Origin of the sequence: Oricola thermophila, from assembly GCF_013358405.1 — a bacterium.
GTDB classification, from domain to species: Bacteria; Pseudomonadota; Alphaproteobacteria; order Rhizobiales; family Rhizobiaceae; genus Oricola; species Oricola thermophila.
The window spans coordinates 1,105,756-1,129,822 of the sequence record NZ_CP054836.1; the positions used below are offsets into that span (position 1 = coordinate 1,105,756).

Annotated in this window: 19 protein-coding genes and 2 tRNA genes; 10 read left to right on the top strand and 11 right to left on the bottom strand. The window is 61.6% G+C overall.

The genetic code is table 11. The features are described 5' to 3' along the window. Position 1 precedes the first annotated feature (1 nt). Together HTY61_RS05315 and HTY61_RS05320 are read right to left on the bottom strand one after the other, a co-directional pair. On the bottom strand, positions 2-1,498 hold the full coding sequence (locus HTY61_RS05315) for a sugar ABC transporter ATP-binding protein (protein ID WP_175275818.1): 1,497 nt from the start codon (positions 1,496-1,498) through the stop codon (positions 2-4). A gap of 96 nt (positions 1,499-1,594) precedes the next feature. Further along, positions 1,595-2,641 carry an autoinducer 2 ABC transporter substrate-binding protein gene (locus tag HTY61_RS05320; RefSeq protein WP_175275819.1) on the bottom strand — a complete coding sequence of 349 codons (1,047 nt, stop codon included), beginning with the start codon at positions 2,639-2,641 and terminating at the stop codon, positions 1,595-1,597. Between the two features lie 221 nt (positions 2,642-2,862). Between HTY61_RS05320 and HTY61_RS05325 the strand changes: the two genes are divergently transcribed. After that, a complete protein-coding gene (locus HTY61_RS05325; protein WP_246272937.1) occupies positions 2,863-3,600 on the top strand; it encodes a DeoR/GlpR family DNA-binding transcription regulator in 738 nt (245 codons plus the stop codon). A 186-nt stretch (positions 3,601-3,786) separates the two neighbouring features. Here the strand turns inward: HTY61_RS05325 and HTY61_RS05330 are convergent. Further along, positions 3,787-3,862, bottom strand: a tRNA-Val gene (locus tag HTY61_RS05330). A gap of 188 nt (positions 3,863-4,050) precedes the next feature. Here HTY61_RS05330 and HTY61_RS05335 point away from each other — a divergent pair. Continuing rightward, positions 4,051-4,127: transfer RNA gene (locus HTY61_RS05335), tRNA-Asp, on the top strand. A gap of 51 nt (positions 4,128-4,178) precedes the next feature. On the opposite strand, the gene HTY61_RS05340 is transcribed toward HTY61_RS05335, so the two are convergent. Beyond that, positions 4,179-5,459 (bottom strand): polysaccharide biosynthesis/export family protein, encoded by a 1,281-nt coding sequence (locus HTY61_RS05340; RefSeq protein WP_175275821.1) that lies wholly within the window; start codon positions 5,457-5,459, stop codon positions 4,179-4,181. Between the two features lie 350 nt (positions 5,460-5,809). On the opposite strand from HTY61_RS05340, the gene HTY61_RS05345 reads away from it, so the two are divergent. Beyond that, positions 5,810-6,190, top strand: a complete 381-nt coding sequence (locus tag HTY61_RS05345) for a hypothetical protein (protein ID WP_175275822.1) — start codon at positions 5,810-5,812, stop codon at positions 6,188-6,190. Beyond that, a complete protein-coding gene (locus tag HTY61_RS05350; RefSeq protein WP_175275823.1) occupies positions 6,190-7,275 on the top strand; it encodes an NAD(P)/FAD-dependent oxidoreductase in 1,086 nt (361 codons plus the stop codon). Before HTY61_RS05345 ends, HTY61_RS05350 begins: the two co-directional genes overlap by 1 nt. A gap of 20 nt (positions 7,276-7,295) precedes the next feature. Here the strand turns inward: HTY61_RS05350 and HTY61_RS05355 are convergent, their stop codons facing one another. Together HTY61_RS05355 and HTY61_RS05360 are read right to left on the bottom strand one after the other, a co-directional pair. Continuing rightward, positions 7,296-8,699, bottom strand: a complete 1,404-nt coding sequence (locus tag HTY61_RS05355; RefSeq protein WP_175275824.1) for a polysaccharide biosynthesis/export family protein — start codon at positions 8,697-8,699, stop codon at positions 7,296-7,298. A 12-nt stretch (positions 8,700-8,711) separates the two neighbouring features. Next, positions 8,712-9,584: a glycosyltransferase family 2 protein gene (locus tag HTY61_RS05360; RefSeq protein WP_175275825.1), complete on the bottom strand. Its 873-nt coding sequence runs from the start codon at positions 9,582-9,584 to the stop codon at positions 8,712-8,714. A gap of 335 nt (positions 9,585-9,919) precedes the next feature. Here HTY61_RS05360 and HTY61_RS05365 point away from each other — a divergent pair, with 335 nt between their 5' ends. Beyond that, a complete protein-coding gene (locus HTY61_RS05365) occupies positions 9,920-11,104 on the top strand; it encodes a glycosyltransferase (RefSeq protein ID WP_246273008.1) in 1,185 nt (394 codons plus the stop codon). Here HTY61_RS05365 and HTY61_RS05370 read toward each other — a convergent pair. After that, positions 11,085-12,230: a glycosyltransferase family 4 protein gene (locus tag HTY61_RS05370; RefSeq protein ID WP_175275826.1), complete on the bottom strand. Its 1,146-nt coding sequence runs from the start codon at positions 12,228-12,230 to the stop codon at positions 11,085-11,087. The genes HTY61_RS05365 and HTY61_RS05370 overlap by 20 nt on opposite strands. Positions 12,231-12,548: 318 nt before the next feature. On the opposite strand from HTY61_RS05370, the gene HTY61_RS05375 reads away from it, so the two are divergent. Together HTY61_RS05375 and HTY61_RS05380 are read left to right on the top strand one after the other, a co-directional pair. After that, positions 12,549-13,532, top strand: coding sequence for a glycosyltransferase (locus HTY61_RS05375; RefSeq protein ID WP_175275827.1), 984 nt, complete (start codon positions 12,549-12,551; stop codon positions 13,530-13,532). Positions 13,533-13,727: 195 nt separating this feature from the next. Then, positions 13,728-14,654, top strand: a complete 927-nt coding sequence (locus HTY61_RS05380; RefSeq protein ID WP_175275828.1) for a hypothetical protein — start codon at positions 13,728-13,730, stop codon at positions 14,652-14,654. An 84-nt stretch (positions 14,655-14,738) separates the two neighbouring features. Here the strand turns inward: HTY61_RS05380 and HTY61_RS05385 are convergent, their stop codons facing one another. Beyond that, entirely contained in the window at positions 14,739-15,851 is a 1,113-nt protein-coding gene (locus tag HTY61_RS05385; RefSeq protein ID WP_175275829.1) for a glycosyltransferase family 4 protein, read from the bottom strand. Between the two features lie 167 nt (positions 15,852-16,018). Between HTY61_RS05385 and HTY61_RS05390 the strand changes: the two genes are divergently transcribed. Beyond that, positions 16,019-16,807: a glycoside hydrolase family 16 protein gene (locus HTY61_RS05390; protein WP_246272938.1), complete on the top strand. Its 789-nt coding sequence runs from the start codon at positions 16,019-16,021 to the stop codon at positions 16,805-16,807. Positions 16,808-16,902: 95 nt separating this feature from the next. Here the strand turns inward: HTY61_RS05390 and HTY61_RS05395 are convergent, their stop codons facing one another. Together HTY61_RS05395 and HTY61_RS05400 are read right to left on the bottom strand one after the other, a co-directional pair. Continuing rightward, positions 16,903-18,024, bottom strand: a complete 1,122-nt coding sequence (locus tag HTY61_RS05395) for an acyltransferase family protein (protein ID WP_175275830.1) — start codon at positions 18,022-18,024, stop codon at positions 16,903-16,905. Between the two features lie 20 nt (positions 18,025-18,044). After that, a complete protein-coding gene (locus tag HTY61_RS05400; protein ID WP_175275831.1) occupies positions 18,045-19,544 on the bottom strand; it encodes an oligosaccharide flippase family protein in 1,500 nt (499 codons plus the stop codon). A gap of 295 nt (positions 19,545-19,839) precedes the next feature. Here HTY61_RS05400 and HTY61_RS05405 point away from each other — a divergent pair, with 295 nt between their 5' ends. After that, positions 19,840-21,096: a polysaccharide pyruvyl transferase family protein gene (locus tag HTY61_RS05405; protein ID WP_175275832.1), complete on the top strand. Its 1,257-nt coding sequence runs from the start codon at positions 19,840-19,842 to the stop codon at positions 21,094-21,096. 510 nt (positions 21,097-21,606) lie between these two features. Next, positions 21,607-22,329: a Crp/Fnr family transcriptional regulator gene (locus HTY61_RS05410; RefSeq protein WP_175275833.1), complete on the top strand. Its 723-nt coding sequence runs from the start codon at positions 21,607-21,609 to the stop codon at positions 22,327-22,329. Here the strand turns inward: HTY61_RS05410 and HTY61_RS05415 are convergent. Further along, the gene (locus HTY61_RS05415; protein ID WP_175275834.1) at positions 22,326-23,798 is read right to left on the bottom strand and encodes a hypothetical protein; all 1,473 of its coding nucleotides are present in this window, start codon (positions 23,796-23,798) and stop codon (positions 22,326-22,328) included. The genes HTY61_RS05410 and HTY61_RS05415 overlap by 4 nt on opposite strands. Positions 23,799-24,067: the final 269 nt, after the last annotated feature.

Here is a 24,067-nt window from a genome sequence, read left to right on the forward strand (position 1 = left end):
CCTATTTCAGCGTTTTCAGGCTGTTGTTGATTTCTTCCTCGCTCATGCCCGGGCTTTCGAAATGGGCGACGAAGCGGCCATCGTGCATGACGTGGATGCGGTTGCAGTTGCCCGTGAGCTCCGGCACGTCGTCGGAAATCATCAGGACGGCCAGGCCTTCTTTCCGGGCGAGATTGCGGATGATCTTGTGGATCTTGGCCTTGGAGCCGACATCCACGCCCACGGTCGGACCGTTAAGGATCAGGATTTTCGCGCCGGTCAGGAGCCAGCGGCCAAGCATGACGCGCTGCGCGTTGCCGCCCGAGAGGTTGCCGACGGCGGTATCCGCCGACGGGGCGGCAATCTCCATGGAGGCGAACATCTCCTCCGTCTTCTCGCGCATGGCGCCACGGTCGAGGAAGAGGCCCTTTCTCAGCCGGTCCATGATGGAGACAACCATGTTGCGTTCGATTGACTGGGTTAGGAACAAGCCCTCGCTCAGTCGATCCTCGGGCACGTAGGCTATGCCGAGATCTATGGCGTCCTGCACCGAGCGCGGGAACACGTCGCGCCCATCGATCCTGAACAGGTCGGCGCTTGCGTTCTCCATGCCGAAGAGTGCTCGCGCCAGCTCCGTGCGGCCCGATCCGATCAGACCCGAAACGCCGACGATCTCGCCGGGACGCAAATCCAGGTCGATGCCCTCGATCATGCCAGGCACGCAGAGGTTCTTCACTTCGAGCGCGGGCGTTGCACCAGGGGAGATGTTCGCGACGTAGGGTTCTTCCTCCAGTTCCAGACCCGTCATGGCGCGCGTGATAGCGGGTTCGTCGAAATCCGACATCGGGCCTTCGGCGACCTTCTTGCCGTTCCGGAACACGGTCAGCCGTTCGGATATCTCGAGCATCTCGCGCATCTTGTGGCTGACGAACAGGACCGCGATTCCCTGCGCCTGCAGGTCGCGAACGATGGCAAAGAGCGAGTCCACCTCGTGTCGCGTGAGTGCGGTGGTGGGCTCGTCCATGATGATGAGGCGGGCCTTGGCGAGGATTGCGCGGGCAATGGCGACGATCTGCTTGCCGGAGGTCGGCAGCGTCTCGACATCGGCGTCGATATCAATATCTACATCGAGCTTCGTCAGGACCTCGCGCGCCATCCTGCGGGCGCGCGCCCAGTCCATGCGACTGCGGCCTTCGAGAATATAGGTGTTGAGGGCCAGGTTTTCGGCGACCGTCAGGTTTCCGAACAGCGAGAAATCCTGCCAGATGACCTGGATTCCATTCTGCACGGCCTTGATCGGGTCGAGCCTCGACACCGGCCTGCCGTCAATGAAGATCTGGCCTTCTTCCGGCGTGTAGACGCCGGACATGACCTTGATGATGGTGGATTTTCCGGATCCGTTCTCGCCCGCAAGGCAGTGGATCTCGCCGGGGCGGATGCTCATGGACACATCATCCAGGGCACGCACGCCACCGAAACGTTTGCCGATGTTCTTCAGCTCGATCAGGTATTCGGACATTGTCTTCCCGGCAGGCTCGGACTGGACGCTGCGCGGTTGTCGCGCAGGCAGGGCAGGCGCCCGCCGGAGAAGGCGGACGCCGGCTTCTTGGGACGATCAGAAGTCGTACTTGTCCATGTTTTCGGCGGTCACGCCGACCCAGCCTGCGCCGTAGAGCAGGTTCGGACGGCTTTCGTCCGGCGTGATGAGGGAGGTGTAGCCCTCAAGGCCGAGATCGAGACCAGCCTTGATCTGGTCGGTCTTGCCCTCGAGCACGGCAACGGCCAGCATGTTCATGGCGTAGCCGGCAACGGCCGGATCCCAGAACTGGATGTACTGGATGTCGCCGTTGGCGAGGTATTCGCCCGCCACGGACGGCAGACCGGTGCCCGCGAAGAAGACCTTGTCCTTCAGGCCGCTCTCGGCTATCAGGCGGCCTGCGCCAGCCGATGTCGGCATGGGGGCGCCAACGATACCCTTGATATCCGGGTAGGTGGTCATCGCCTCCTTCAGCTTGGTGTAGTCGGTCGCCGCATCGTCATAGGTTTCCAGACGGTCGCCGACCATTTCCATGTTCGGGAAGTGCTCCTTCTGGTAGGCGACGGCACCGTCGATCCACTCCATCTGGCTCTTGGACGTGAGGGAACCGACAGTCGCGACATATTTGCCTTCGCCGCCCATGAACTTGCCAAGCTCCTTCATGAGATTGGCGCCGTAGGCGAGATTGTCGAAGGCTTCCAGGTCGAAGTCGGTGTTCTGGAGGTTGGACGCCTCGTGCGAGATCACGACGATGCCGCGGTCGCGGGCCTTCTTCAGGACCGGCTCGACGGCTTCCACCGAGAAGGGAACGACCGTAATTGCGTCGACGCCCTGCGCGATGAGGTTCTCGATGATCTGCACTTGGGCAGCGGCATCGGCCTGGCTCGGACCGACCATCCACACGTCGTGGCCGGTGTCGCCCTTGAACTGCTTCACGCCGTCGCGCATGCGGTCGAACCAGGCAATGCCGTCTACCTTGACCACTGTGGCGATGGTGTACTTCTTGTCGCCCTTGGTGGCGATCAGGTCCTTGTTGACGTCGGTGGTGTCAACAATGGGCTCCGCCATGGCGGACGAAGCCATGAGCGACAGGGCAACCGAAGCTGCCGCCAGCAAAGTTTTCATAGTAGCTCCTCCTTGGCCCGGAACACCTGCGGACATGCGATGCAGGCAGGGCATTTGGTGATATTATCGCTTCAATATCCGGTGGGAATATTGATCGATATGGCGAGTTATGATCATTTCCTATCATAACTGCAACCCCCGGGATCGTGTTTGCACTTGAAAAAAGTGGCCCCGGATGTGCATCTGCGACATACAGTTGCATGGTTGGAGAGAGGGGACAGGTGGCCAGACCATCCGGACGGGCGTCGCGTATCGACGCACTGAAAAGGTTGTGCGAGGGCGGCGCGATCGTGCACATCGCCGATGCCGCCAAGCAGCTTGACACTTCGGAGATCACCATCCGGCGCGACCTCTGCGACGGGGAGAACGGCATTGTTTGTCTCGGCGGTTACATCATGTTCGCCGAGGAGAAGGGCGAACGCTATTCGCTGACCCATGCCCAGGGTACCAATACCATCGCCAAGCGCCGTGTCGCGCAGGAAGCCGCGAAGCTGATCGAGCCCGAGGACACGGTTTTCATCGACGCCGGTTCCACGCTGGAGCATCTCGCGCCCCACGTGCCGCAGAACGCGAATGTCACCGTCGTAACCCAGGCGATGAACATCGCGGAATCCGTGGTCCGGCTCGAGGGGGTGACGCTGCTCATGGTCGCCGGCGTCTACCATGCGGAAAGCGGAACCTTCTCTTCGGAAACCGCGCTGCAGATGCTTCGGGAGATCAACATCACCAAGGGCTTCTTCTCCGCCGCCGGCATTCACGAGACCGAGGGCGTGACCTGTTTCCATTTTCACGAGGTGGCGGTGAAGAAAGCGGCAATCGCGCGATCGCAGCGCCGGTTCCTCGTTGCCGATGCCACCAAGTGGGGCAAGCTTCGTCCGGCGACTTTCGCCCACCTGTCGGATTTCGAGGCCTGGATCGGGCAGGATGAATCGGTCGCCGGGTCGTCGGATCCGGCTTAGGCGAGCGCTCACGGGCCCGTGACTTGGAACCAGTTCGTCTCAGCCATGGCGGGCGCAGGCACTCGCGAGGCGGAGTGCCCATGTCACCGACGCCGATACCGGAATCGCGATACAGCGGCACTTACGGCCTTAGTCCGATGATGCGGGGTGGCCAGCATCTCGAGATCGGGAAGTCGATGAGGGGGATGGTGGGCGGTGAGAGACTCGAACTCCCGACATCTTCGGTGTAAACGAAGCGCTCTACCAGCTGAGCTAACCGCCCGGACCGTCGCGCGTATCTAAGCGGGATCTCTTCCCGAAGCAAGCTTTTGTCTTTCTCCGGGCCCCTTGTTTTTTCCCTGTGAAAAACTTTGTCAGAAAATCGTACCGCGAGGCGTTCCGCGCGCTTGACAGGGTAAGGGCAACCGCTTAATTGACCGCTCACACTTCGGCGGTCGAGCCGAAGGAAGCGCGGGTGTAGCTCAGCTGGTTAGAGTGCCGGCCTGTCACGCCGGAGGTCGCGGGTTCGAGCCCCGTCACTCGCGCCATTTCTTTCATGACATCGTTGAAACTGGCCTCTCCCTGCGGGGAGCTGCGCGTCATTCCGACACGGCAAGTTCCGCTTTCCTTATTGCGGTCTGTTCGGCAACGCCTGCGCGCGCCGTTTCGCCTTCCCGGAATGTCACCCTGACAACGTCGCCGCGCATCAGTGGCGTCGATTCGTCGACGATGCTTGTGGTGAAGCCGTCGCCGTCGCGTCGAATCAGGATGTAGTCGGGAACACGGCCGAATGCGTTCCGCGTCGCAGTGGCCTCCGAGCGGTACCGGTCCAGCAGGGCACGGGTCGCGCGCAGGGCGATCTCGTTCTCGCCAAGCGCCAGTTCCACCTCGCGCAATTGCCGCACGCTCTGCATGTCCAGCTCGATCCTGAGTTCAGCATGGTCCCTGTCGGCCGCAAGGCGGTTCTGTCGCGCGCGAAACAGCGCGGTCCGGAATTCCAGCGAATCGCGCCGGGCCGATGTCAGCAACCGCTTCAGGTCGCTCAGCGTCGATTCGGATGCGAATCCCTTTCGGGCGAGGGTTTCCCTGGCCCCGAGTTGCTGTTCGATCAATCCGATCTCCTCGTCGTGCAACGCAATGGCCTTCTCGACGGAGCTGATTTCCTGTTCATAGCCGAGCTTCTGGGCTTCGTAGGTGGATTCGCGCGACTCAAGCGTGCGCAGGCGCATCTCGAAAATCGCGCGTTCCGCCTCCAGGATGCCCTCTGCGCCGACGGGTGCGGCATCTTCCTCGAAGGGGGCGGTGTCGAACGGATGGCCGGCGAGTTCCGCCGCAAGCCGTGCGCGTCGCACGCGCAGCGAGAACTGCTCAAGTTCCAGCTTTGCCAGTTCCTCTTCCAGCCGCGTGCGCCGGTCATCGGTCAGGTCGTCCCGGATGAAGCCTCCCGCGTCGAGAACGAGGTCCAGCACCGTCATTCCCGGATCGAAGGGAAACGGGCCGGTCCGGATCGCGTCTCCGGTAAGATAGACCGGTGCGAACTCCGCGATGGTGACCGAGGACAATATGACCGGGAGCTGCGATTCCAGCTTGTCGCGCAGGATTTCTCCGATTTCGGTCGCGCTTTTCCGCGATACGTCGATCCTTCCCAGCAACGGATAGTACAGTGTGCCTCCATCCCCGACCCGGAAACGCCCGGACAACGCACGCGTCACGCTTTCGTCGCCGTAAACCGTGATTTCCAATATGTCGCCCGGGCCTACGGGAGCGGTCCGCGCACTGTCGGCCAGAACCGGCATCGCGGCACAAGCCAGCATGGCGGCGGCCGAGATCAGTGTGTTGACGCGGGTTCGAAACGGGGATCGGTACGGGCGACTGGACATCGGCTCCTCCTGGCCGCGCGGATGGTGACAGCCGTGCAGCGGAGCGGCAATCCGGGAATTCGCTTGACGCGAGACGACGCTGCACAGCTTTTGCAGGAGGCGTTACGTCAAATGGTCTATCCCGCACGGCATGTCCTGTCCGGGGCCTCCGGACCGAACTGCCGCAGTGCAGCGAGCGCGGGGCGGGCACGACTGCCGGCGGCCGTTCCGGGATCGTCGAATGGACGCGCGGCCTACGCCTATTCGGCATTTTGCGCTCGGGCGGCAGATCGGTCAGGGTATCCATATTCCCGGATGGGGCGCGTGCCCGTCGCGGGCATGGTGCAAAGAGCAACGCAGAAAACGGTTCCATGAACGTCTTTTCGAGCTTCAGGGTCAGAAACCGGTCGAGAGACCGGTCGACAGACGAGAACCGGTTCGAGAGCCTTCGCCGGTTTATCAACCGTCTCGAAAGCGAGGCGGCAAGGGAACTGGACGGCCTCAGGAAACGCTACGACCAGGTGAGCGCGGATGCCGCTTTTGCCTCTGTGGCGGAGGAAAACGAGGGTGGCGAGGCGGAAGGTTCCAGCAGGATCAGCGCCCTGACCGAGACCATCATGAACTATGCCGACCGCGTGAAGCACCTTGAGCGCCAGCTTGCCTATTTCAGGCAGCTCGAACAGGACGTACTGGTTGCCGCTCAGGAGATCATGTATCCGGTCTCCGATGAGAAACATTCCGCGGACAGGTAATGCCGGAAAAGGTTGATTGCGTCGTCATCGGCGCCGGAGTCGTCGGCCTGGCGGCGGCGCGAAGCCTTGCCATGGCCGGACGCGAGGTTCTAGTTCTCGAGGCCGACCGCGTCATCGGCAACGGTACCTCCAGCAGGAACAGCGAAGTGATCCATGCGGGCCTGTACTACCCGCAGGGAAGTCTCAAGGCGCGGTTCTGCCGGGCCGGTCGCGACATGCTCTATGCCTATTGCATGGAAAGGGGCGTGCCGTTCCGCAGGATCGGGAAGCTGGTCGTCGCGACCGACGAGACCGAGACCGCCACGCTCGAAGTGATTGCCCGCCATGCCGCGGGCAACGGCGTGGAGGACCTCGAAATGCTCGGGGCGGATGATGCTCGCCGGCTCGAACCGGCGGTTCGCGCCACGGCGGCGCTCCTGTCTCCGAGCACGGGGATCATCGATTCGCATGCCTACATGCTTGCCCTGCAGGGCGATGCCGAGGCGCATGGCGCACTGGTCGCATTCCGGGCTCCCGTGGAGGGCGGGGAAATCCGGGATGACGGCATGCTCCTCCGCGTCGGCGGCGCCGACCCAGTAACGCTCCATGCCCGCCAAGTCGTGAACGCCGGAGGATTGGCCGCCCACAAGATCGCCGCTTCCGTATCCGGACTGCCGGCGAAGGCGATCCCAGCCATTCGCTATGCGAAAGGAAATTACTTCGCGCTTGCCGGAAAGGCGCCGTTCCGACGGCTCATTTATCCCGTGCCGGTCAAGGGCGGCCTGGGAATTCACCTTACCCTCGACCTTGCTGGGAAGGCCAGGTTCGGGCCGGACGTGGAGTGGATCGACGGGATAGACTATTCGGTATCAGGCGAGCGTGCGGAGCAGTTTGCCGCAGCGGTGCGGCGCTACTGGCCTGAACTACCCGAAGGTGCGCTGCAACCCGATTATGCGGGCATCAGGACCCAAATCGCCGACATGGCGGTCCCGGATTTTTCGATCGAGAACTCCACCGGCGTACTCGTCAATCTCTTCGGAATCGAGTCTCCGGGCCTGACCTCGTCGCTGGCGATCGCACAATACGTTCGTGGCCTTGTCTGCTGACGCGGCCGGCAGGTCGCCGGTCAGTTGATCTCTTCCGCAGCGATCCCTGCATTTCCGTCGATTGTCATGTCGAGGGCAGGCGACGGGCGAAGCTGCGGGGCACCGTATCCGAAGGCATCCAGCGGAATCTCAACCTCGATGACATCGCCGGGGCGCACTGCGTCCGTTTCGCCGGCCTGAAAGCGTTTTGTCGAGCCGTCGGTTCCGGTGCGGACGATCATGTAGACCGGGCGGACCTTGCCGACTGCGCCGGCGGCGGTCTGCGGCGCCACGCGCTGGGACTCGCTCAGCAATTGCGCCGTTGTCATGGACCGTGCCTCGAGTTCTTCCAACTGGGCCTGGGTGTCGCGAAGCTGTGCCCGGACCTCGTTCTTGCGGTTGATGCTAAGTTCGAGGATGGCGATCTCGGTCTGGCTCTTCTCCTGCCGGGCGCGCATTATGCTCGTCTCCGCGGAGAGCCGGTCGCTCTGCGCGCGGACGAGTGCACGCTCGGCTTCCATCTTGCGGGTTTCGGCGGCAAATCCCTTCTTTGCGAGGGCTGCCACGTTTTCCATTTCCTTCTGGGACAACGCAACCTGCCGGTCCTGGAATGTGAGGTGCGATTCCAGCGACTCGACAGCCTTGTCGAGATAATCCCTCAGTTCCTCCAGCGCGCGGAGCTGGGTCTGCATTCCCTGTCGACGCGCCTCGAATATGGATCGCTCCTGGTCCATCAGCAAGGCGATGGCGGGATCGTCGGCCCGGGAAGTGAGTTCGGGCGGAAAGGCAATGGAGTCCGCGTCATCTATCTCCGCCTCCAGCCGGGCTTTCCGCGCAAGAAGGCTTGCCCGGCTCGCATATTGAACCGCCAGCTCCCCGCGGCCGGAGATGATCTCTCGTTCGGGCCTGGCGCCCTGGTCGCCCCTTCGCAGGCCGCCGCTGATACTCACTGCCTGCAGGACATTCAGGCCGGGCCGATACGGAAAGGCACCGGGGTTCTCGACGTCCCCGACGATGTAGAACGGCCGGAACTCGATTATCTCCGCCGACACGTCCGGTCGCCTCCCGAGGCCCATGCGCTGCATCAGCGCCACGCTGACCTTGGAGGCCAGCTCAGTCGGGGAAAGCCCGCTGGCGAGGATTCTGCCGGCGAAGGGCAGCGATATGGTGCCGTCCGCGCCCACCGCGAAATCGTCATTGAGCGCGGTCCACTCGAAGATCTCGTCACGGCTCGCACGCCATTCGTAGACCTTCAGGCGTACCTTGTCCTGAGGACCGAGGATGTAGTCCTGCGCCGATGCGGCCGTGGCGATGCAGGTAATCGCGAAAAGCAGGAGCAGCAGCCCGCCGAGAAGGCGGAAGAACTGGACCGTGCCGATGTGCTGCAACGAAATCGCGACAGAACGACGGCCGCGTCGGCGTTGATTGGTCAGTTGCCGCGCCATGTGCTGCTCCCGCTAGAGTTCGACAATGTATTCGGGTTCCACCCGGCCTCGGGCCAGATGCAGCATCCCGAGAAGGTTTCCGCGCAGTCGGCCGCGGCGATCCACGTAGCTTTCGGGCTTGAGGCTGCGCACGGTGTTCATCAGCACGTTGCGCAGAAGCAATGGCAGCAGGTAGTTGGCCGGAACGCTGCCCTTCCGGATGAGGTAAACCGGATTGACGATCTGCGAATAGCCGAAGCGTTCGCCGCTGACACGCCCCGATTTCACCCCAAGGTGAACGCCTATCAGCCGGTTGTCCCGCACGACGCGGCCGCGGCTGCGAAGCTGGCTGGTGAAATCCGTATCCTCCTGCCAGCCGTACAGGACGAGGCGTTCGTCGAAACGCAGATCCTGCACCATGCTGGCGCGTATCGACATGTTGCACCCATAGGCGCCGACGAGGTCCTCGACCGGTTCCTTCGGCGGCTTGATGTCGCGGGCGTCCTGCAGTGCCTGAATTCCCTGCTCCCAGGTCAGTCCCTCCGTCGTCGCGCCATCCCTGATGACGCGGCCGGTAATCGCAGCCCAGTCCGGGTTGGCGGCGACTGCCTCTTCCAGATGGTGCAGGTAGCCGTCAGCCGGTATGAAGTCGTCGTCGAAGAACGTGATCAGGTCGAAGCGGCCCACCGCATATTCGAGGGCGGTGTTTCGCTGCGCGGTCAGCCCGGTTCTTCCAAACAGCGTCGTTACGGGGAAGGAGAAGGAGCCGAGATCGCCGATGTGCGACGAATCCGGCGCGGAAATCACGACTTCGTCGGGCAGGCGAACCTGCTTCTCCAGACGGGAGAGCAGGGGGGCAATCTGTTCCTTCCGCCCCAATGTCGCGATTACAACAACGAGTTTCATACTGCAGTCGTCCACCAGTCATGATGACAGGTGGCCACGCGGCCACTGCCAGCGATTTTTCACGAGGAGGATACCAGTTGGCTGCCGTGGTGCAGCATAGCAATAAGACCGGCACGGGCCCGTTTCATACGATGGACGGTGTATGCGGCGGCACATGCGGGGGTATCCGTCTCCGCAGGAAGGCGTAGCCTCACACCCACGCATGCCGGGTTTCACCCGGAAAGCGCTCTTGCGACATTGCCATCCGGAACGCAGCCTCGGGGAGCCTGCCGACGAGATCGATCCCGGCAGGGTGTGGAGGCAAAGTGCTGAATACAGTTCCGAGAAAACTCGACCTGGCGCCCGAGTCCGATGGCAGTGTCAGTCTGCATGCCCCGGACCGCTCGGCCAGGGTGGCGATCGTTCACGACTGGTGTCCGGATTTCCGGGGCGGCGAACGGGTCTTGTCCCGCATGTGCGGCCTTTTTCCGAATTCGGAAGTGTTCACCCTGTTCGATTTCCTGCCTGAAGAGATCAAGGAGGAGTTCTTCCATGGGGTTCGGTTCCATACCTCCTTCGCGAACCGTCTTCCGTTCGTCGAGAAATACTACCGGGCGCTGTTCTTTCTCGGTCCATTCCTGATTGAGCAGTTCGATGTCACCGATTACGATCTCGTCATCTCGTCCTCGGCAGCGTTTTCGCGCGGGGTTCTTACCCGTCCCGATCAGCCGCACCTGTGCTATGTGCACAGCCCGGTCCGCTACGCCTGGGACGAGCAGTTCTCCTATCTCCAGCAGGGGCGGCTCGGTTTCGGCCCCAAGGGAATGCTGTTCCGCTACATGCTGCACAATCTGCGCATGTGGGATACGCGGACTGCGCACGGTCCCAGCATGATGATCGCCAATTCAAGCTATGTGCGCTCGCGGATCCGGAACATCTACGGACGCAATGCGGAGGTCATCCATCCTCCGGTCGCGTGCCAGGAATTCGAATGCGTGACCGAGAAGGACGACTACTATGTGTCGGCCAGCTTTCTAGCCCCGTACAAGCGTACCGACCTTGTGGTCCAGGCGTTCACGGAAATGCCGGACAAGCGACTCGTGGTGGTGGGCAGTGGCCCGCAGCTGAAGGAACTCCAGGCGATGGCCGGACCGAATGTCGAGTTCGCGGGTCATCTGTCGCGCCGGGACTACATCCGGACGCTTTCGCATGCGCGCGCAATGGTCTTTGCCGGATGCGAGGATTTCGGGATCGCCCTGGCCGAGGCCCAGGCCGGCGGAACGCCGCTGCTCGCCTTCGGGCGTGGCGGCGCCCGCGATATCGTTCGTCCGCTCGGCAAGAGCGAGGACCCCACCGGCATCCTGTTCGATACGCAGTCGGTCGATGCGGTCAAGGACGTTGTCGCGCGCTTCGAGCGCGATTCCGGCATGATCCGTCCGGAAGCCTGCACGCTGAATGCGGGGCGTTTCTCGGAACAGAGATTCGACCAGGCCGTCCTGAGGAGCGTCGGGGCCGTGCAGGCTACCTTCTCGGACTTCTAGCGGCCGCCTGGGCAATCGGCGCGGCCCGGTCGGCAGACGGAGCGGCCACGCCGTCGAGCTGGGCCATGAGTTCGAGATATTGTTGCGCGGTGGCGGTCCACCGGTAGCGGCGCGTCCGTGCCCAGCCTTTCATGATCATCTGTTCCCGAAGGCCCGTTTGCCGACGGAGCCTCATGAAATGCTCAAGCCATTCCTCGGGATTGTAGGGCGAGGCATAAAGCGCGGCGTCGCCGCAAACCTCCGGCATGCTCGCGGTATCCGAAACGACGACCGGACAACCGATCGCCATCGCTTCCAGGGGAGGGAGCCCGAAGCCCTCGACGAAGGAAGGAAATGCCAGGCAGAGGGAATCGCGCAGCAGGGCTGCAAATTCGCCGTCGCTTATCCGTCCGAGCCAGCTCACATTGGCCGCCACCGGGGACAGGCCGCTGTTGTTGTACACGTGCCTGTCGATATTGCCGAGCACCGCGATCCGGAAACCGGCGCCTTCCAGCTTCCGGGCCATTCCGAGTATAAGGCCGACATTCTTGTGCGGAATGTTGCTCCCCATGAGTACGATGGTATCGGGGCCGGCGGCTGCGCGCGTTACGTCGGAATGGGTCGGTTGCCAAGCGGATGCGTGTTCATGGCCGTTCGGCGCCACGACAACCTTGCTGCGTTGGCAGATTCCGTGGCGGTCGATTTCTCCGGCGGAATGGTTCGATACCGTGGTGATTACGCGGGCCGTTCTGCCCAGGAGCGGCAGGAGCAGGTGATAGAAAGACCTGAAGGCGACGGAATAGCTGTGCGGATAGTTCCGCGTGTTGACATCGTGGATGCAGACGACCTGCTTCCGCTTCACGACCGGTCCGGTGTTGCACAGGCTGATCAGGCCGCCACGGGCATACAGGGGCAGTACGAACTGCTCCCATGCATGGCCGGTCATCGTGCCGACCTTGCGAATGCGGATCGAGTTCAGTCGCAGCGTGTCTTGCGCATCCGGCGGTGCCAGGATCTCGATGACCGGGCTCTCATCCCGTTCGCCCGCAAGCCGGTCGAGCGCCTGGATGACTTCCCGGGCATAGCGTTGCACGCCGCTTGTCGACTGGCCGAGGAATCTTCCGTTAATCGCCCAATACCGCTGCATGAATTTCCGTCGAAGTAATTGATGTAATGGAGCTTTTGGTTCGAATTGCCGCCGCAGCGGCAGCTTAGCACGCGTGCTGCCGGCGCGGTGACCTGACCAAAAGCCCAATCGCTACGTCTTTCGGGAGCAGGGATTCTCCGCATCCCCCATCCGCCGGTGCATCGCGGGCATGAAAGCGGATGCCTTACCTCGATTGAAGGACCGGGCCCCGGCGGCTCGCGATGGTAGGATGCACCGCAATCCCGCCAAACCGGCGCGGTTCGTCCGGCGCTACCGGAGCGAATCTTGTGCACGGCGGTCAAGCCCGAGGAGCATCGAGTGGCCAGTGTCGACGTCATCGTCCCGTCCTACAATTACGCCCGGTATCTTCCGGACTGCGTGGGAAGCGCGCTTTCCCAGCCGACCGATGACCTGCGTGTGCTGATAATCGACAACGCGTCGACCGACGAAAGTCTCGATGTTGCGCGCCGACTCGCGCGCGAGGATGACCGTGTCGAAATCGTCAGCCATGAGACCAACCTGGGTCCGCATGCATCATTCAACGAAGGCATCGACCTTGCGCGCGCCGACTACATGATCGTGCTCTGCGCCGACGACATGCTGGCGCCCGGTGCGCTCGGCGCGGTCGTCGATCAACTCGAGGCCCGGCCTGATGCCGCATTCGCTTTCGGACCGGAGCTGAACATGGGTGAATTCGAACGGCAGGGCGTGACGGAAGGGGGAACACGCTGGTCTGTCGCGAGCGGTGGCCGATTCATCGAGCGTTGCTGCCATACCCTTGGTGTTGGTGTCGGTTTCGGTTCAGTGGTCGTAAGGACCTCTCTGCAGAAGAAGGTCGGACACTATGATGCGTCGCTTCCCTATACCGACGACCTCGACATGCTGCTGCGCCTCGCGCTGCACGGTCCGGTTATCGAGTGCAGCGCGCCGATCGGAATCAGGCGCGAGCACGACGCGAACATGTCGAAGATATTCCTGCGCAAGCGGGTTGCCGACCTTCGCGAGCGCGAAGTCACATTCGACCGCTTTTTCGACAGGGCTTCCGGCGTGCTGGCCGATGCCGGGCGCATGAGGTCGGTGGCACGGCGGCGCATCGCAGAGGCGGCATATCTGTCGGCTGCATCTCACATGCTGCGCGGCTACCGTGCCGAGGCGGCCGAACTGTACCGCTATGGCCTGAACGTAAAGCCGTCATCGATGGTGCTTCCGCCCCTGGGGCATATCCTGCGCAAGCCCAACGCGCTGAAGCGCGCAGGTTGGGTGCTCGTCGAGGCTTTGACGCCCGGAAGCAAGACGTCCTGACGAACGCCGGTCGCCGAACGGTCCATTCGGGTTGCCGGTTCCCGCATACTTCCAACGGATGATGCGCCGGCTACGGATTTGCCCAATAGGTGCGCCGGCTTCTGCCGGCTACCTCCCATTGGCCCCTATAATTCGGCGCCATCCTCATAGAAGCTTGGATACGTGCCATGAAACTTGCGGATATGGGAGGCTTGCATGCTGGCTGTACATTTTGATCCGGCAGCGACCGATGAAGATCGCCGTTCGAAACTGTATGACGGGGATATCGTGATCCTCTCGCCCACGCCCGGTTCGAAGGCGTTGATCGAACTTGCCCGTGAAATGCTCGAGGAGGCGTTCAAGCCGCACGATCCGCGATATGTCGATCAGCACATGACGGCCGAGGAAGTCGCGGCCATCCTCGCGGTGTTAAAGCCGAAATTCATTCACCACCCGGAGTGCAAGAAGCTCATTCCGCAGATCATGGAAGAGCACGACGTCGACGTGGACAAGCTCTATTTCGACGTGCCCCGCCTGCGTTCGGCCTATCCGGAGGGTTTTCTTTCCTCGGGAATTGCCTACGCGTTCCATCCGCACCGGGATACCTGGTACTCGGCGCCGAATTGCCAGCTCAACTGGTGGATGCCGGTCTATCCGATCCAGGCCGAGAACTCGATGGGGTTCTATCCCCGCTATTTCGACGAGCCGGTGGAGAACAATTCCGAGATCTACAACTACTATGAGTGGAACACCAAGAACCGTGCCAGCGCCGCGAAATACGTGAAGAAGGATACCCGCGAGCAACCGAAGCCGCAGCAGGACCTCGATCCGACGACAGTTCGCTTCCTGCCTCCGCCCGGCGGTATCATTCTTTTCTCCGGTGCCCAGCTGCACGAGACGGTGCCGAACCTGACCGGCGTGGCGCGGTACAGTATCGACTTCAGAACGGTTCATCTCGATGATGCGAGCCGGCATCGCGGCGCGCCGAATGTGGACGCCCGCTGCACCGGCACGACGATGCGCGACTATCTGCGCGCTTCCGATCTGACACATCTGCCAGAAGAGGTCATCGCCCTGTATGACGATGACACTGCGGATGCCGAGAAGGTGCTCTATTTTGGCGAACGCCTGGCAAAGGTGTAGCCAAGGTCGCTGTATTCCTGCCATCCCAATGCGTACACCCCGCCGGCAGACAGTCGGCGGGCGATGTCTGCACGGAACTGACCGTCAGACCCGGTCGTTCGTTGCCCGGTCGGCCAGCAACTCCTGCGACAGCTCCACGTGCCGTCGGACGTAGGTCTGGCAGCCGAGTTTCCCGCCCAGGATGCGCCGCTGCGCGTTGCGCGCCAGTTCCAGCGCCTTGTCCGGCCGGTCCATCATCCGGTCGATCGCGGCGGAGATTGCTTCAGGATCCCGCGGCGGCACGTAGCGGACCTCCGTGTCGTCGAAATATGCGTCCAGTCCACCGACCCTGGAGGCGATGACCGGCACTCCCATCAGGGCCGCTTCCTGCATGACGGTGGACCCGCTGACATGCAGATTGGGCAGCAGCGGCATTACGAGAGCATTCGCGTCACGATAGGCCTGGAGTAGTTCGCCATTGTTGGCGACCGACCGGATATGCGCATTTTCGATTCCGTGGACGAGGGCGGGATCGGCGGTTTGCGAGATGATCGTCAGCTCGACATCCTTCTTGCCGCGGACCGCCGAAATGACGGTCCTCCAGTCCCGGTGGCGGTCGTTGCCGACACACAGGACGCGAAATGGCAGACCGGGTTTCGTGACGGGTTCCTCGTGATACTCGGTCGGAATGCCGAACTTCACCAGTTCCGTGCGCGTTTCCGGGAATATCTCTCTCGACGCTGCCAGATTGAGCGGCGAATGCACTGTCAGGATGTCGACCTTGCGCATGAGGTGCCGGATGATCGCCTGCCGCAACGCGCCGAGCCGGGGCCAGTCATCCAGGAGCCATACCGTCTGGCCCAGAAGCCTCGGCCTTTCAGCCCCGGCGGTCAGTGCCATGAGTGCCGCAGCTCCGAGAAACTGGGATTCCGTGTGCGTCCAGACAATGTCGGCCTCCATCATCGCCTTTCTGTTCCGGATTGCGTGGACGAGATCGAATCCGAGCACGAAGCGGGTGCCGAGCCGGACCAGCTTCTGCGCGATGTTTTCCGGCGCGGATTCCGAGAAGGTTATGCTGCATCCCATCTCTTCCGCGCGCCCGTATCCGTAGGGAGTAGGATCGTTAATGCCTACGAGACTGCCTTCCTCCCATTTGACGCGCCAGCGCCGGGCATCGTGGGCATGGGCTAAATGTACGAATACGGCTATCTTTGCCACGTGAGGATGCCACCGGATTGGAACAACGGAAACGGGCGATGCCGGCGGCCGACACCGGATTGAAGTACCGGGAACCCCGGTTGAGGCCGGACCGGGTTGCCTTGGCAAGCCGGTGCCGCAAATCCGCAATGTCGCGGACGATCAGGCCCAGACAGGGAGATTTCACAGTGTCGCACCACGTCATGGCACGGGCGGCGATTGCAGCGGCAGCGACGCTGGCATTCGCGGTTCACTCCGATGCGGCGGAAATCGATCTGAGCAAATTCAGGATCGCATTCGCCGAGGAATTCGATTTCATCGACGTTTCCCCCTGGGGGGAAAACGGCAGTCGCTGGATCGCTCATACGCCGTGGAACGGGGACTTCGGGGATGCCCGCTTTGCCGATCCCGCGCCGGATCACCCATTTACCGTGAAGAATGGCATTCTCCGGATAGAGGCGCGCAGGAATGCCGAGGGCATCTGGGAATCCGGCCTTCTGGCTGGCGTCAATCGGGACTGGGAAGGTTTTACGCGGCGATACGGCTATTTCGAGGCGCGCATGAAGCTGCCGCCCGGTGACGGGGTCTGGCCCGCCTTCTGGCTGAACTCGCGGGAAGGTGTCGAACTGGATGTCGTGGAGTATTACGGTCACGATGACGACCAGTTTGCCTCGGTGTGGCATATCTGGGCCGATGAGGACGAGGGCGGTCACAGGAGCGACGCCAAGTGGACGGCAGTCGAGCCTGGCTCGCTGACGGACAGGTTCAACACCTACGGTGTCCTCGTGGAACCATTCAAGGTGACGTTCTTTTACAATCGCGAACCCATTTGGCAATTCGAAGCTCCATGGGACGTCAACCCTTCCTTCTTTCCGCTGGTCAACCTTGCGCTCGGCTCCGGCTGGCCGATCGACGAGACGCCCGACCCCTCCTATCTCTATGTCGACTATATTCGCGTATACGAGCCGACGGACTAGCGCTGACGGTACCGTCTCACGGGCGGCGGCACAAAAGGTTGCGGGCTGCATCCCTTCCCCGAAGGGATGGCTCTCCTGGCCGGCGGGTGCAGTCGTCATCGGCCGAGGCTCGGCAGGGGGTGTGTGCGGAACATTGCCTGGCGGAGGAGATTTCGGAGCATCGGTTCCGGCCCGACCATGATGAGCCAGCTGCTCGACAGGATGATGAACAGCGAGAGCAACAGGACCCATCCGCCGTCGATCCCGAGGGCGAAGAGGCTCGGTACAAGAACCATGCCGAGGGCGTAGTGATTGAGATAGAGGGGATAGCTGAGCAGGCCCAGCTTCTTGACCGTATTCCTTCGCTCCGACAGCTGCTGCGCGATCCGATGGCGGTAGACGATGCTTCCGAGGATTGCCAGCAAGCCGGCGAGCCACAGTGCAATAGCGAGTGAAATGCTTGCATGAATGGCTTCCATAGTGATTCCGATCTCCAGCATGCCGAAAGCCGCGAAAAGACCGGGGATGGCGAGGCCGACGCTCCGGTCGTCTTCCATGAAGCGGACATAGAGCAAAATCCCGAGTGCAAAGAAGACGCCGTGGCGCAACAGGAATACCTTGAAGGGAAACCGCTCGAGGACCTGGTAGGCATACAGGCCGTCGGGATGATGCCGGGAGCAGGCGGCCACCGCGAACACCGTGAGGTAGGCGACGCTTGCAATGCCTATCATTGCCGCGATGCGTTTCAGGGGGAGTTTCGGCACGAGGAGCATGCAGGCGAAGATGAGGCCGTAGAACACGGCCTCCACGACAAGGCTCCATACGACGCCGTCAATGTAGGGGCCTTTTGGTGACAGCACGACCGAGCGGAAATATGCCGCGATCATGGAGAACATGTCCTCGCCATGGGCTACGCGCGCGACCAGGGCGACGAGACTGCATATCCATAGCGCCGGAAGGATGCGCAGCGCCCGTTTCTTCAGAAACTCCATCGGTCCTGCGGTTTTCATGCTCATGGCGATGACGAAGCCGGAAATGACAAAGAAGACCTGCACGCCCACTGCGCCAGGACCAGCCATGATCCCGAGCAGAGGGAACGCAGCCTCTTCGGCTGATCTTGCCTCTGCGGCGGCGGTTCGGTTGAAGACCGCGAAATGGTTTGACATCACCAGAAGCGCCGCCGCGATGCGGATCAGGTCAAGACCATCAATGTGAGACTTCAGATGCTTTCCGGTCATCTCCAGCCTCCGTGTTTCGCTTACGTCACATCCTGTTCCGCGGCCAGATGAGCGGCGGTCGAGGAGGGCGGTGACGGTGAAGCCCGGCTCGCACGAATGTGGGCCATGGCATTGAAAATCTCTTTGCGCATCGGATGATCGGTCATCCACAGCCCCGCGAGCCAACCGGCGCCAGCTGCACAGACCGCGGCAACGGTCTGGCTGATGGAAAATTCGAAGGGAACATCGCTCGAAACGGCGATGGCAAGCGGGACGGCCACGGTCGTCGATGCTACAGCAAGACTGCGCCAAGTCGCGACTCCGATGTCGCGCCAACGCATCGACAGCCGCCGGCAGACGACGTTGATTGCGATGAACGCACGGAACGGTATCACGAACATGAGGCTCCACGCGGTCATCTCGAGACCGCCGATCAGCGCGGCGAGGGTGATCGCGACCATAACAACGGGAAACGTTATCAAGGCGCGGATGAAAACGTCCCTGACATGCCCGATTGCCATCAGCGCCGGATCGTTCAGTGCGAAGCTGAAGGAAAACAGCGATGCGATCGCGACAATTCGCACGATGGGTATGGAATCGTGCCACTGGTTGCCGAGGACGATGTCGACGACGGGGGAAGCCAGAACGGCAAGGACAAGCAAGGCCGGCCACTGCAGAACGGTTATGATTTCCAGCCCGTGCAGGTAAGCCTTCTTGACGCTGCGCCCTTCGCGGGCCTCCGAGGCAAGTGCGGGCAGGATGACGGGCACGGCCCCGCCTATGAAAATCTTCTCGGGGATCTGACTGATCGTGAGCGCGCGGTTGTATATGGCGGTCGCTTCCATGGACACGATCTTGCCCAGCAACGCATAGGGCAGATGTTCGGCCATCATGAAGAGCAGGTAGGACCCGCCATTGTAGCCACCGAAGCGAACCATTGCGCGGGCGCGGCGAAGCGACGGCCGATACATCCAGAGATGCGGCCTGAAACACACGGCCATCGCACTGGCGACAATGGAGGCGACCAGCCAGCCGAGCGCGAAGCTCATGTAGCTGAAGCCCTTGATCGCGAGGGTCACGGTAACGACCGCCGAGGTCAGTGCCAGCGTTGTATTGAGCACCGCAACCTTGCCGAACGCCATTTCGCGCCGGAGAAGGGAGATCACGTGGGTCGACAGTGTGTCGATCAGGATGCAGCCCGATATGACCTTAAGGTAGCGATCGAGCCCCGGCTCGTTGAACAGCTGGGCGAGCGGTCGCGAACTGATTGCCAGCGCCAACGCTATGACAAGGGTCAGGACGAGGATCACACCGAAGGCAGCGCGGATGTCTTCCCGGGTCAGTTCAGGTTTCTGGATCAGGAACTGCGAACTCGCGAATTCGCGAAAGGCCAGGGCTATTCCGATGATGGACATTCCGATTACCGACACACCGATCTCCACCGGCGTGAGTATTCGCGAAACCAGTGCCAGCATCGCGAAGTTCACGGTAATGGTCAGATAGCGTTCACCGGTACTCAGCAGCAGTGCGCGTCTTATCATTATCTACTGCTCCGTCCGGCCCCCAGAACGTCACTGCTGACTACACGCAATCGGTGTCGCCCGTTCTTCTCCCTCTTCCTTCAATGTCCCGAATATTCCGGGGGGCGTCACCATCCACAATCGTCGGCTGGCAACCGACTAAAGCGGTATGCGGGGCATGTGGTCATCACAATGTGCGGCTTCGCGACCAATACGGACAGCGCTAGCTTGTGACCGGCCGCCGGTTTCACCGGCCGGCCGGTTCGTGCTCGGCAGGTAACAGGTGCCAGTTTGCACGGCAACGGAGTGTTCGGCCATGAAGATATTGCTTTTCGGACTGTTCGGGTGCGGAAATCTCGGCAACGACGGTTCGTTGGAAGCCATGGTCACGAGCCTGCGGCGCAGGTTGCCGGATGCAGAGATCGTCGTGACCTGCTACGATGCGGCCAACGTTGAACCTCGCCTTGATGTTGCAACTCTGCCGCTGGCGCGTTCGCATACGCTTTCGCCGCGTGTCAGTCGGCTGGACAGGATGCTTCTCAGGTTTCCCAGCCGGATAGTCGACCTGTTTGCCGCGGTCAGCGCTCTTGGCCGATCCGACATGATGATCGTTCCGGGCACCGGATTTCTCGACGACTACGGCGAACGGTTCTACGGCATGCCGCTCACCATATTTCTCTGGACGCTTGCCGCTCGCCTGGTCGGCACCAAGATCGCGTTCGTCAGCATCGGCGCCGGGCCGATCAGGAACCGGCTCAGCCGGTTCCTGATGTTGCAGGCTGCCCGACTGGCCCACTACCGATCCTATCGCGACGAGATTTCGCGAAGCTTCATGAAGTCGTATGGCCTCGATACGTCCGGCGACGGGGTATTCCCCGATCTGGTATTCGGGCTGCCCGCTCCGGGGAGGGCGAGTCCGCAGAGAGCGCCGGGCGAGAAGCTGACGGTCGGCGTGGGCGTGATGAACTACAGCGGCTGGAAGCGCTTCGGACCGGAGGGTGGCGCTATCTACACGCGCTATGTAGACAAGCTGGTCGCGTTCGTCGCATGGCTGCTGGACCAGGGACATGATGTCAGGCTGCTCACGGGCGAAATGAACGATCAGGTGGCGGTGGATGACGTCATGAAGGGCGTTCTCGCCATGCATCCGGACACTGCGCGGTCGCGGATAGGTTCCGAGCCCGCCTATTCGCTCGAAGACGTGTTGCGGCAGCTTTCCGGCACGGATATCGCGGTTGTCAGCCGGTTTCACAATGTTGTGTGCGCGATCATGACCGAGGTTCCGGTAGTGTCGCTGAGTTACGCGCCCAAGAATGACGTATTGCTGGAAAGCGTGGGACTTGGGGAATTCAGGGAGGATATCGAACAGTTCAAGGTTGAACGGCTGAAATCCCGGTTCCTGGCCTTGGCCGCGGAGCGGGAGGCCCATGCTGTCATCCTGCAACGGAGGTTCTCGGATTTTCGAGAGAGTCTGCTGTCGCAGGAGGACGCTATCTTCGCAATGGTTTCTGCAGCCGCGCCGATGGAGGTGGGCGCTTCGGGCACACTGGCGCGCAAGGCGGCGCCAGACTGACCTGCAAGAGCGCGTTCGCCTCCGGTTTCAATAATTCGCATTCGCTGATGCTTATTCGGCTCCGCTTTGCGGACGCGCGGGGCCGAGGGTGCCTATTGTCCCGGCATCTGTACGGCGCGACAACGATGGCCGGTCGCTGCTCCTGTTCGCTCCCCCCGTAATCGAACCGATGCAGGCACGTTCCGATATGTGAGATTTTGCACAGGCAGGATGGTTTGATCCTGTCATTTCATTGCATGTGCAAATCAAATCGAGTGTCGCGGTGTTGCGTCACAGTAAACCCAATTCAAGTAAACAATAGACCGAGATTATAATAACCGCAAAGTCTATTGTATAAAATCTGCATAACTGTGCCAATTTGATACACGCTTGCCGCGAATGCGTAGCGTTCACCAATGTCTAAGGTTCGGTTTGACTTGTGAAAAATTATCTTGTTAACAAAAAAGTAGCAATATTCATCTCCGGGGGCTGGTCGGCCAAATCATGAATCAGGAAAACAAAACTCGGGGAATGATCGAGGGAATGCTCGCGGAAGGCGGACTCGCGCAGTTGCTTGGTATCATGGCGCCGGAGCAGGAGCTGGATGACGGGGAAGTGGCCTCCATCCGGCAGATTCAGCCGACAGTGAAGCGCTACGCACCGCGCGATGAGATAAGTGCCCAGGGAGACCCCAGCGATACGACCTATATCGTCATATCCGGTTGGGGATGCACGTATATCGACCTGCCGGACGGGAGCCGACAGATTGCCGATTTTCAACTCAGGGGCGACATTATCGGCCTGCGCGCGATAGGAGCGAACTGGGAAGAGTCGTTTCACGCCATTTCGGACATGGAGGTCCTGGAACTGCCGACCAGCGACCTGAACCGGACATTGAGCGCGACACCAAGTCTTGCCGTGCGCTTTCTTTTCGCCCTTGCTCGCAATTCGGCGATCCGCGGCGAGCACATAGTGAACATCGGGCGCAGAAATGCTGCCGTCAGGCTTGCGCATCTCATGCTCGAGCTCGGCACGCGGCTTGAAAGCGTAGGACTGGCCGAAGCGGACGGATACGATTGTCCCTTGACCCAGTACGATCTCGCCGATGCGCTGGGGCTGACGCCGATTCATGTCAACCGCATGCTTCGCGAGTTGCGCCAGTCGGATCTGCTGAGTTTTCGCAACGGCAGGGTGAAATTCGTGAACCGGGATGCCCTGGTGTCATTCGCCCATTTCGAGCCGGACTACCTCTAGCCGGCAGGTCTGGCCCACGGCACGATCGTGCTGTCCGGACGGCAGACCGGTCGCCACCCGGTCTTCCGTTTGGCTTCAGCGTCTGACAATCTTGCATTTTCTGCAACGTAAACGCGGCTTACCGCAATGACGGACAGCGCGACATAGAAGATCGTGCCCGGATCCGCATTGCCGCCAATAAGCGATGTTGAAACGATCCCCGCAAGGGCGCACGCCCGTATGCTGGCCACCGCGGTTTCCCCGTCGGGCTCCAGTCGCCCCGGCAGGCCGCGCATTCCTCGGGCCAGCACGACGATCTGGATCGTCATCAGAAACAGGCCTGCAACGCCGAGCTGCGATATGACCGCGATGGGCCAACTGGATGCGCGGGAACTGCCGAGGCCGACACCGAGGCCCGCCGTGTCGGAGAGAGACTGCAGGCTCTTTGCGTTCCAGTAGGCGCGTTCCTGCCCGGAATCCGAACTGGTCTTTGCCAGGATGGCCGAGTCGACCAGATCCACGACAGGCACCAGGGTCTGGGGCCTCACTACGGCAAGGGTCATCAGGCCGGTAACGAATGCGAGAAAGACCGCGATCACAAGAAGGTCCGTTTGTCGTGTCCGGCGGGCTGCCAGTTGGCGAAGCATGGAAAAGGCGACCGGAATGCAGAGAATGGCCAGACCTGCATAGGCCGTTGTCGAAGTCGACGCCAGCAGCAGGAAGAAGGTGATCGCGGTCAGCCAGAATGACTGCCGCGTCCGGCGCCGTCGCCAATAGGTGTAGGCGAATGCGAGACAGGCGAGGGAGGCCGCGCCGAACGCGGACGCCTCGGAAAAGCCGCCGGCAAGGCGCGCGAAGCCGGCCAGTTCCACATCCGTCAGAAGAGCGTAGTTCGCCGTGCGTATGGGAGCGAGCACATCGCCCAGCCCGCTGTATTTGCCGATCATGTCGATCATGCCGAGTACCGCGTTCAGCCAGGCGAACAGGAAGAAGCCGCGCAGCACGCCTTCCAGCCGAAATCGGCGGAGGAGCAGAAGGCAGACAGCGAAGAACGTCAAGCCGCTGAAGAGCAGGTAACCGGCCTGCGAGATGTTGCCGGACACGGGAGCCAGCGTCGTTTCGAAGACGCCATCCCGTTCGCGGGACGCCACGAACACATTCGTGCTGCCTGCGAACAGGCGCGGGAACACGATGGCGCTGAACCCGGAATAGATCATGAATGCTAAGACGATCCACGCGGTTCTTATGTTGCTGAAGATCGCGCCGAGCCGCCGGAATATGTCCGCTCGCAGGAAACTGGTTGCCAGGAATGCGAGCGTGAACACGACCGACACGACCGGGGAGGCACCACCGAGGGACGGCAGGCTGACGATCGCCGTTGCTCCAAGGGCCTGGGACCCGACCAGGCCGGCCAGGAATCCCGCGCGCAGGAAAGCCAGCAGCATCAGCAGCACGGCGATCACGATCGCTCCAGCGACGGAAAATTCCATGCTTCGGCTCCGCTCCCTGGTTCAATCTTGCCGTGCGCGTCGGCGTTCTTCGCGCAATGGCGGGAGATGTGATCCCGGCGCCCGGCCCGGTACACCCGGGCCGATCATCGTCCGAAGGGCCGCGAAACGTCAATCACACCAATAGGATGAAGCGCCATGCCTCCATCCGGAGAAGGTGCGGCGGGGCGCCTTTCGAAAGGCCGGCACAATCGTTTCGCAAGATTGGGGCGTTAACGTCATAAAAACGCCTGACCTTCACACTACCCGCT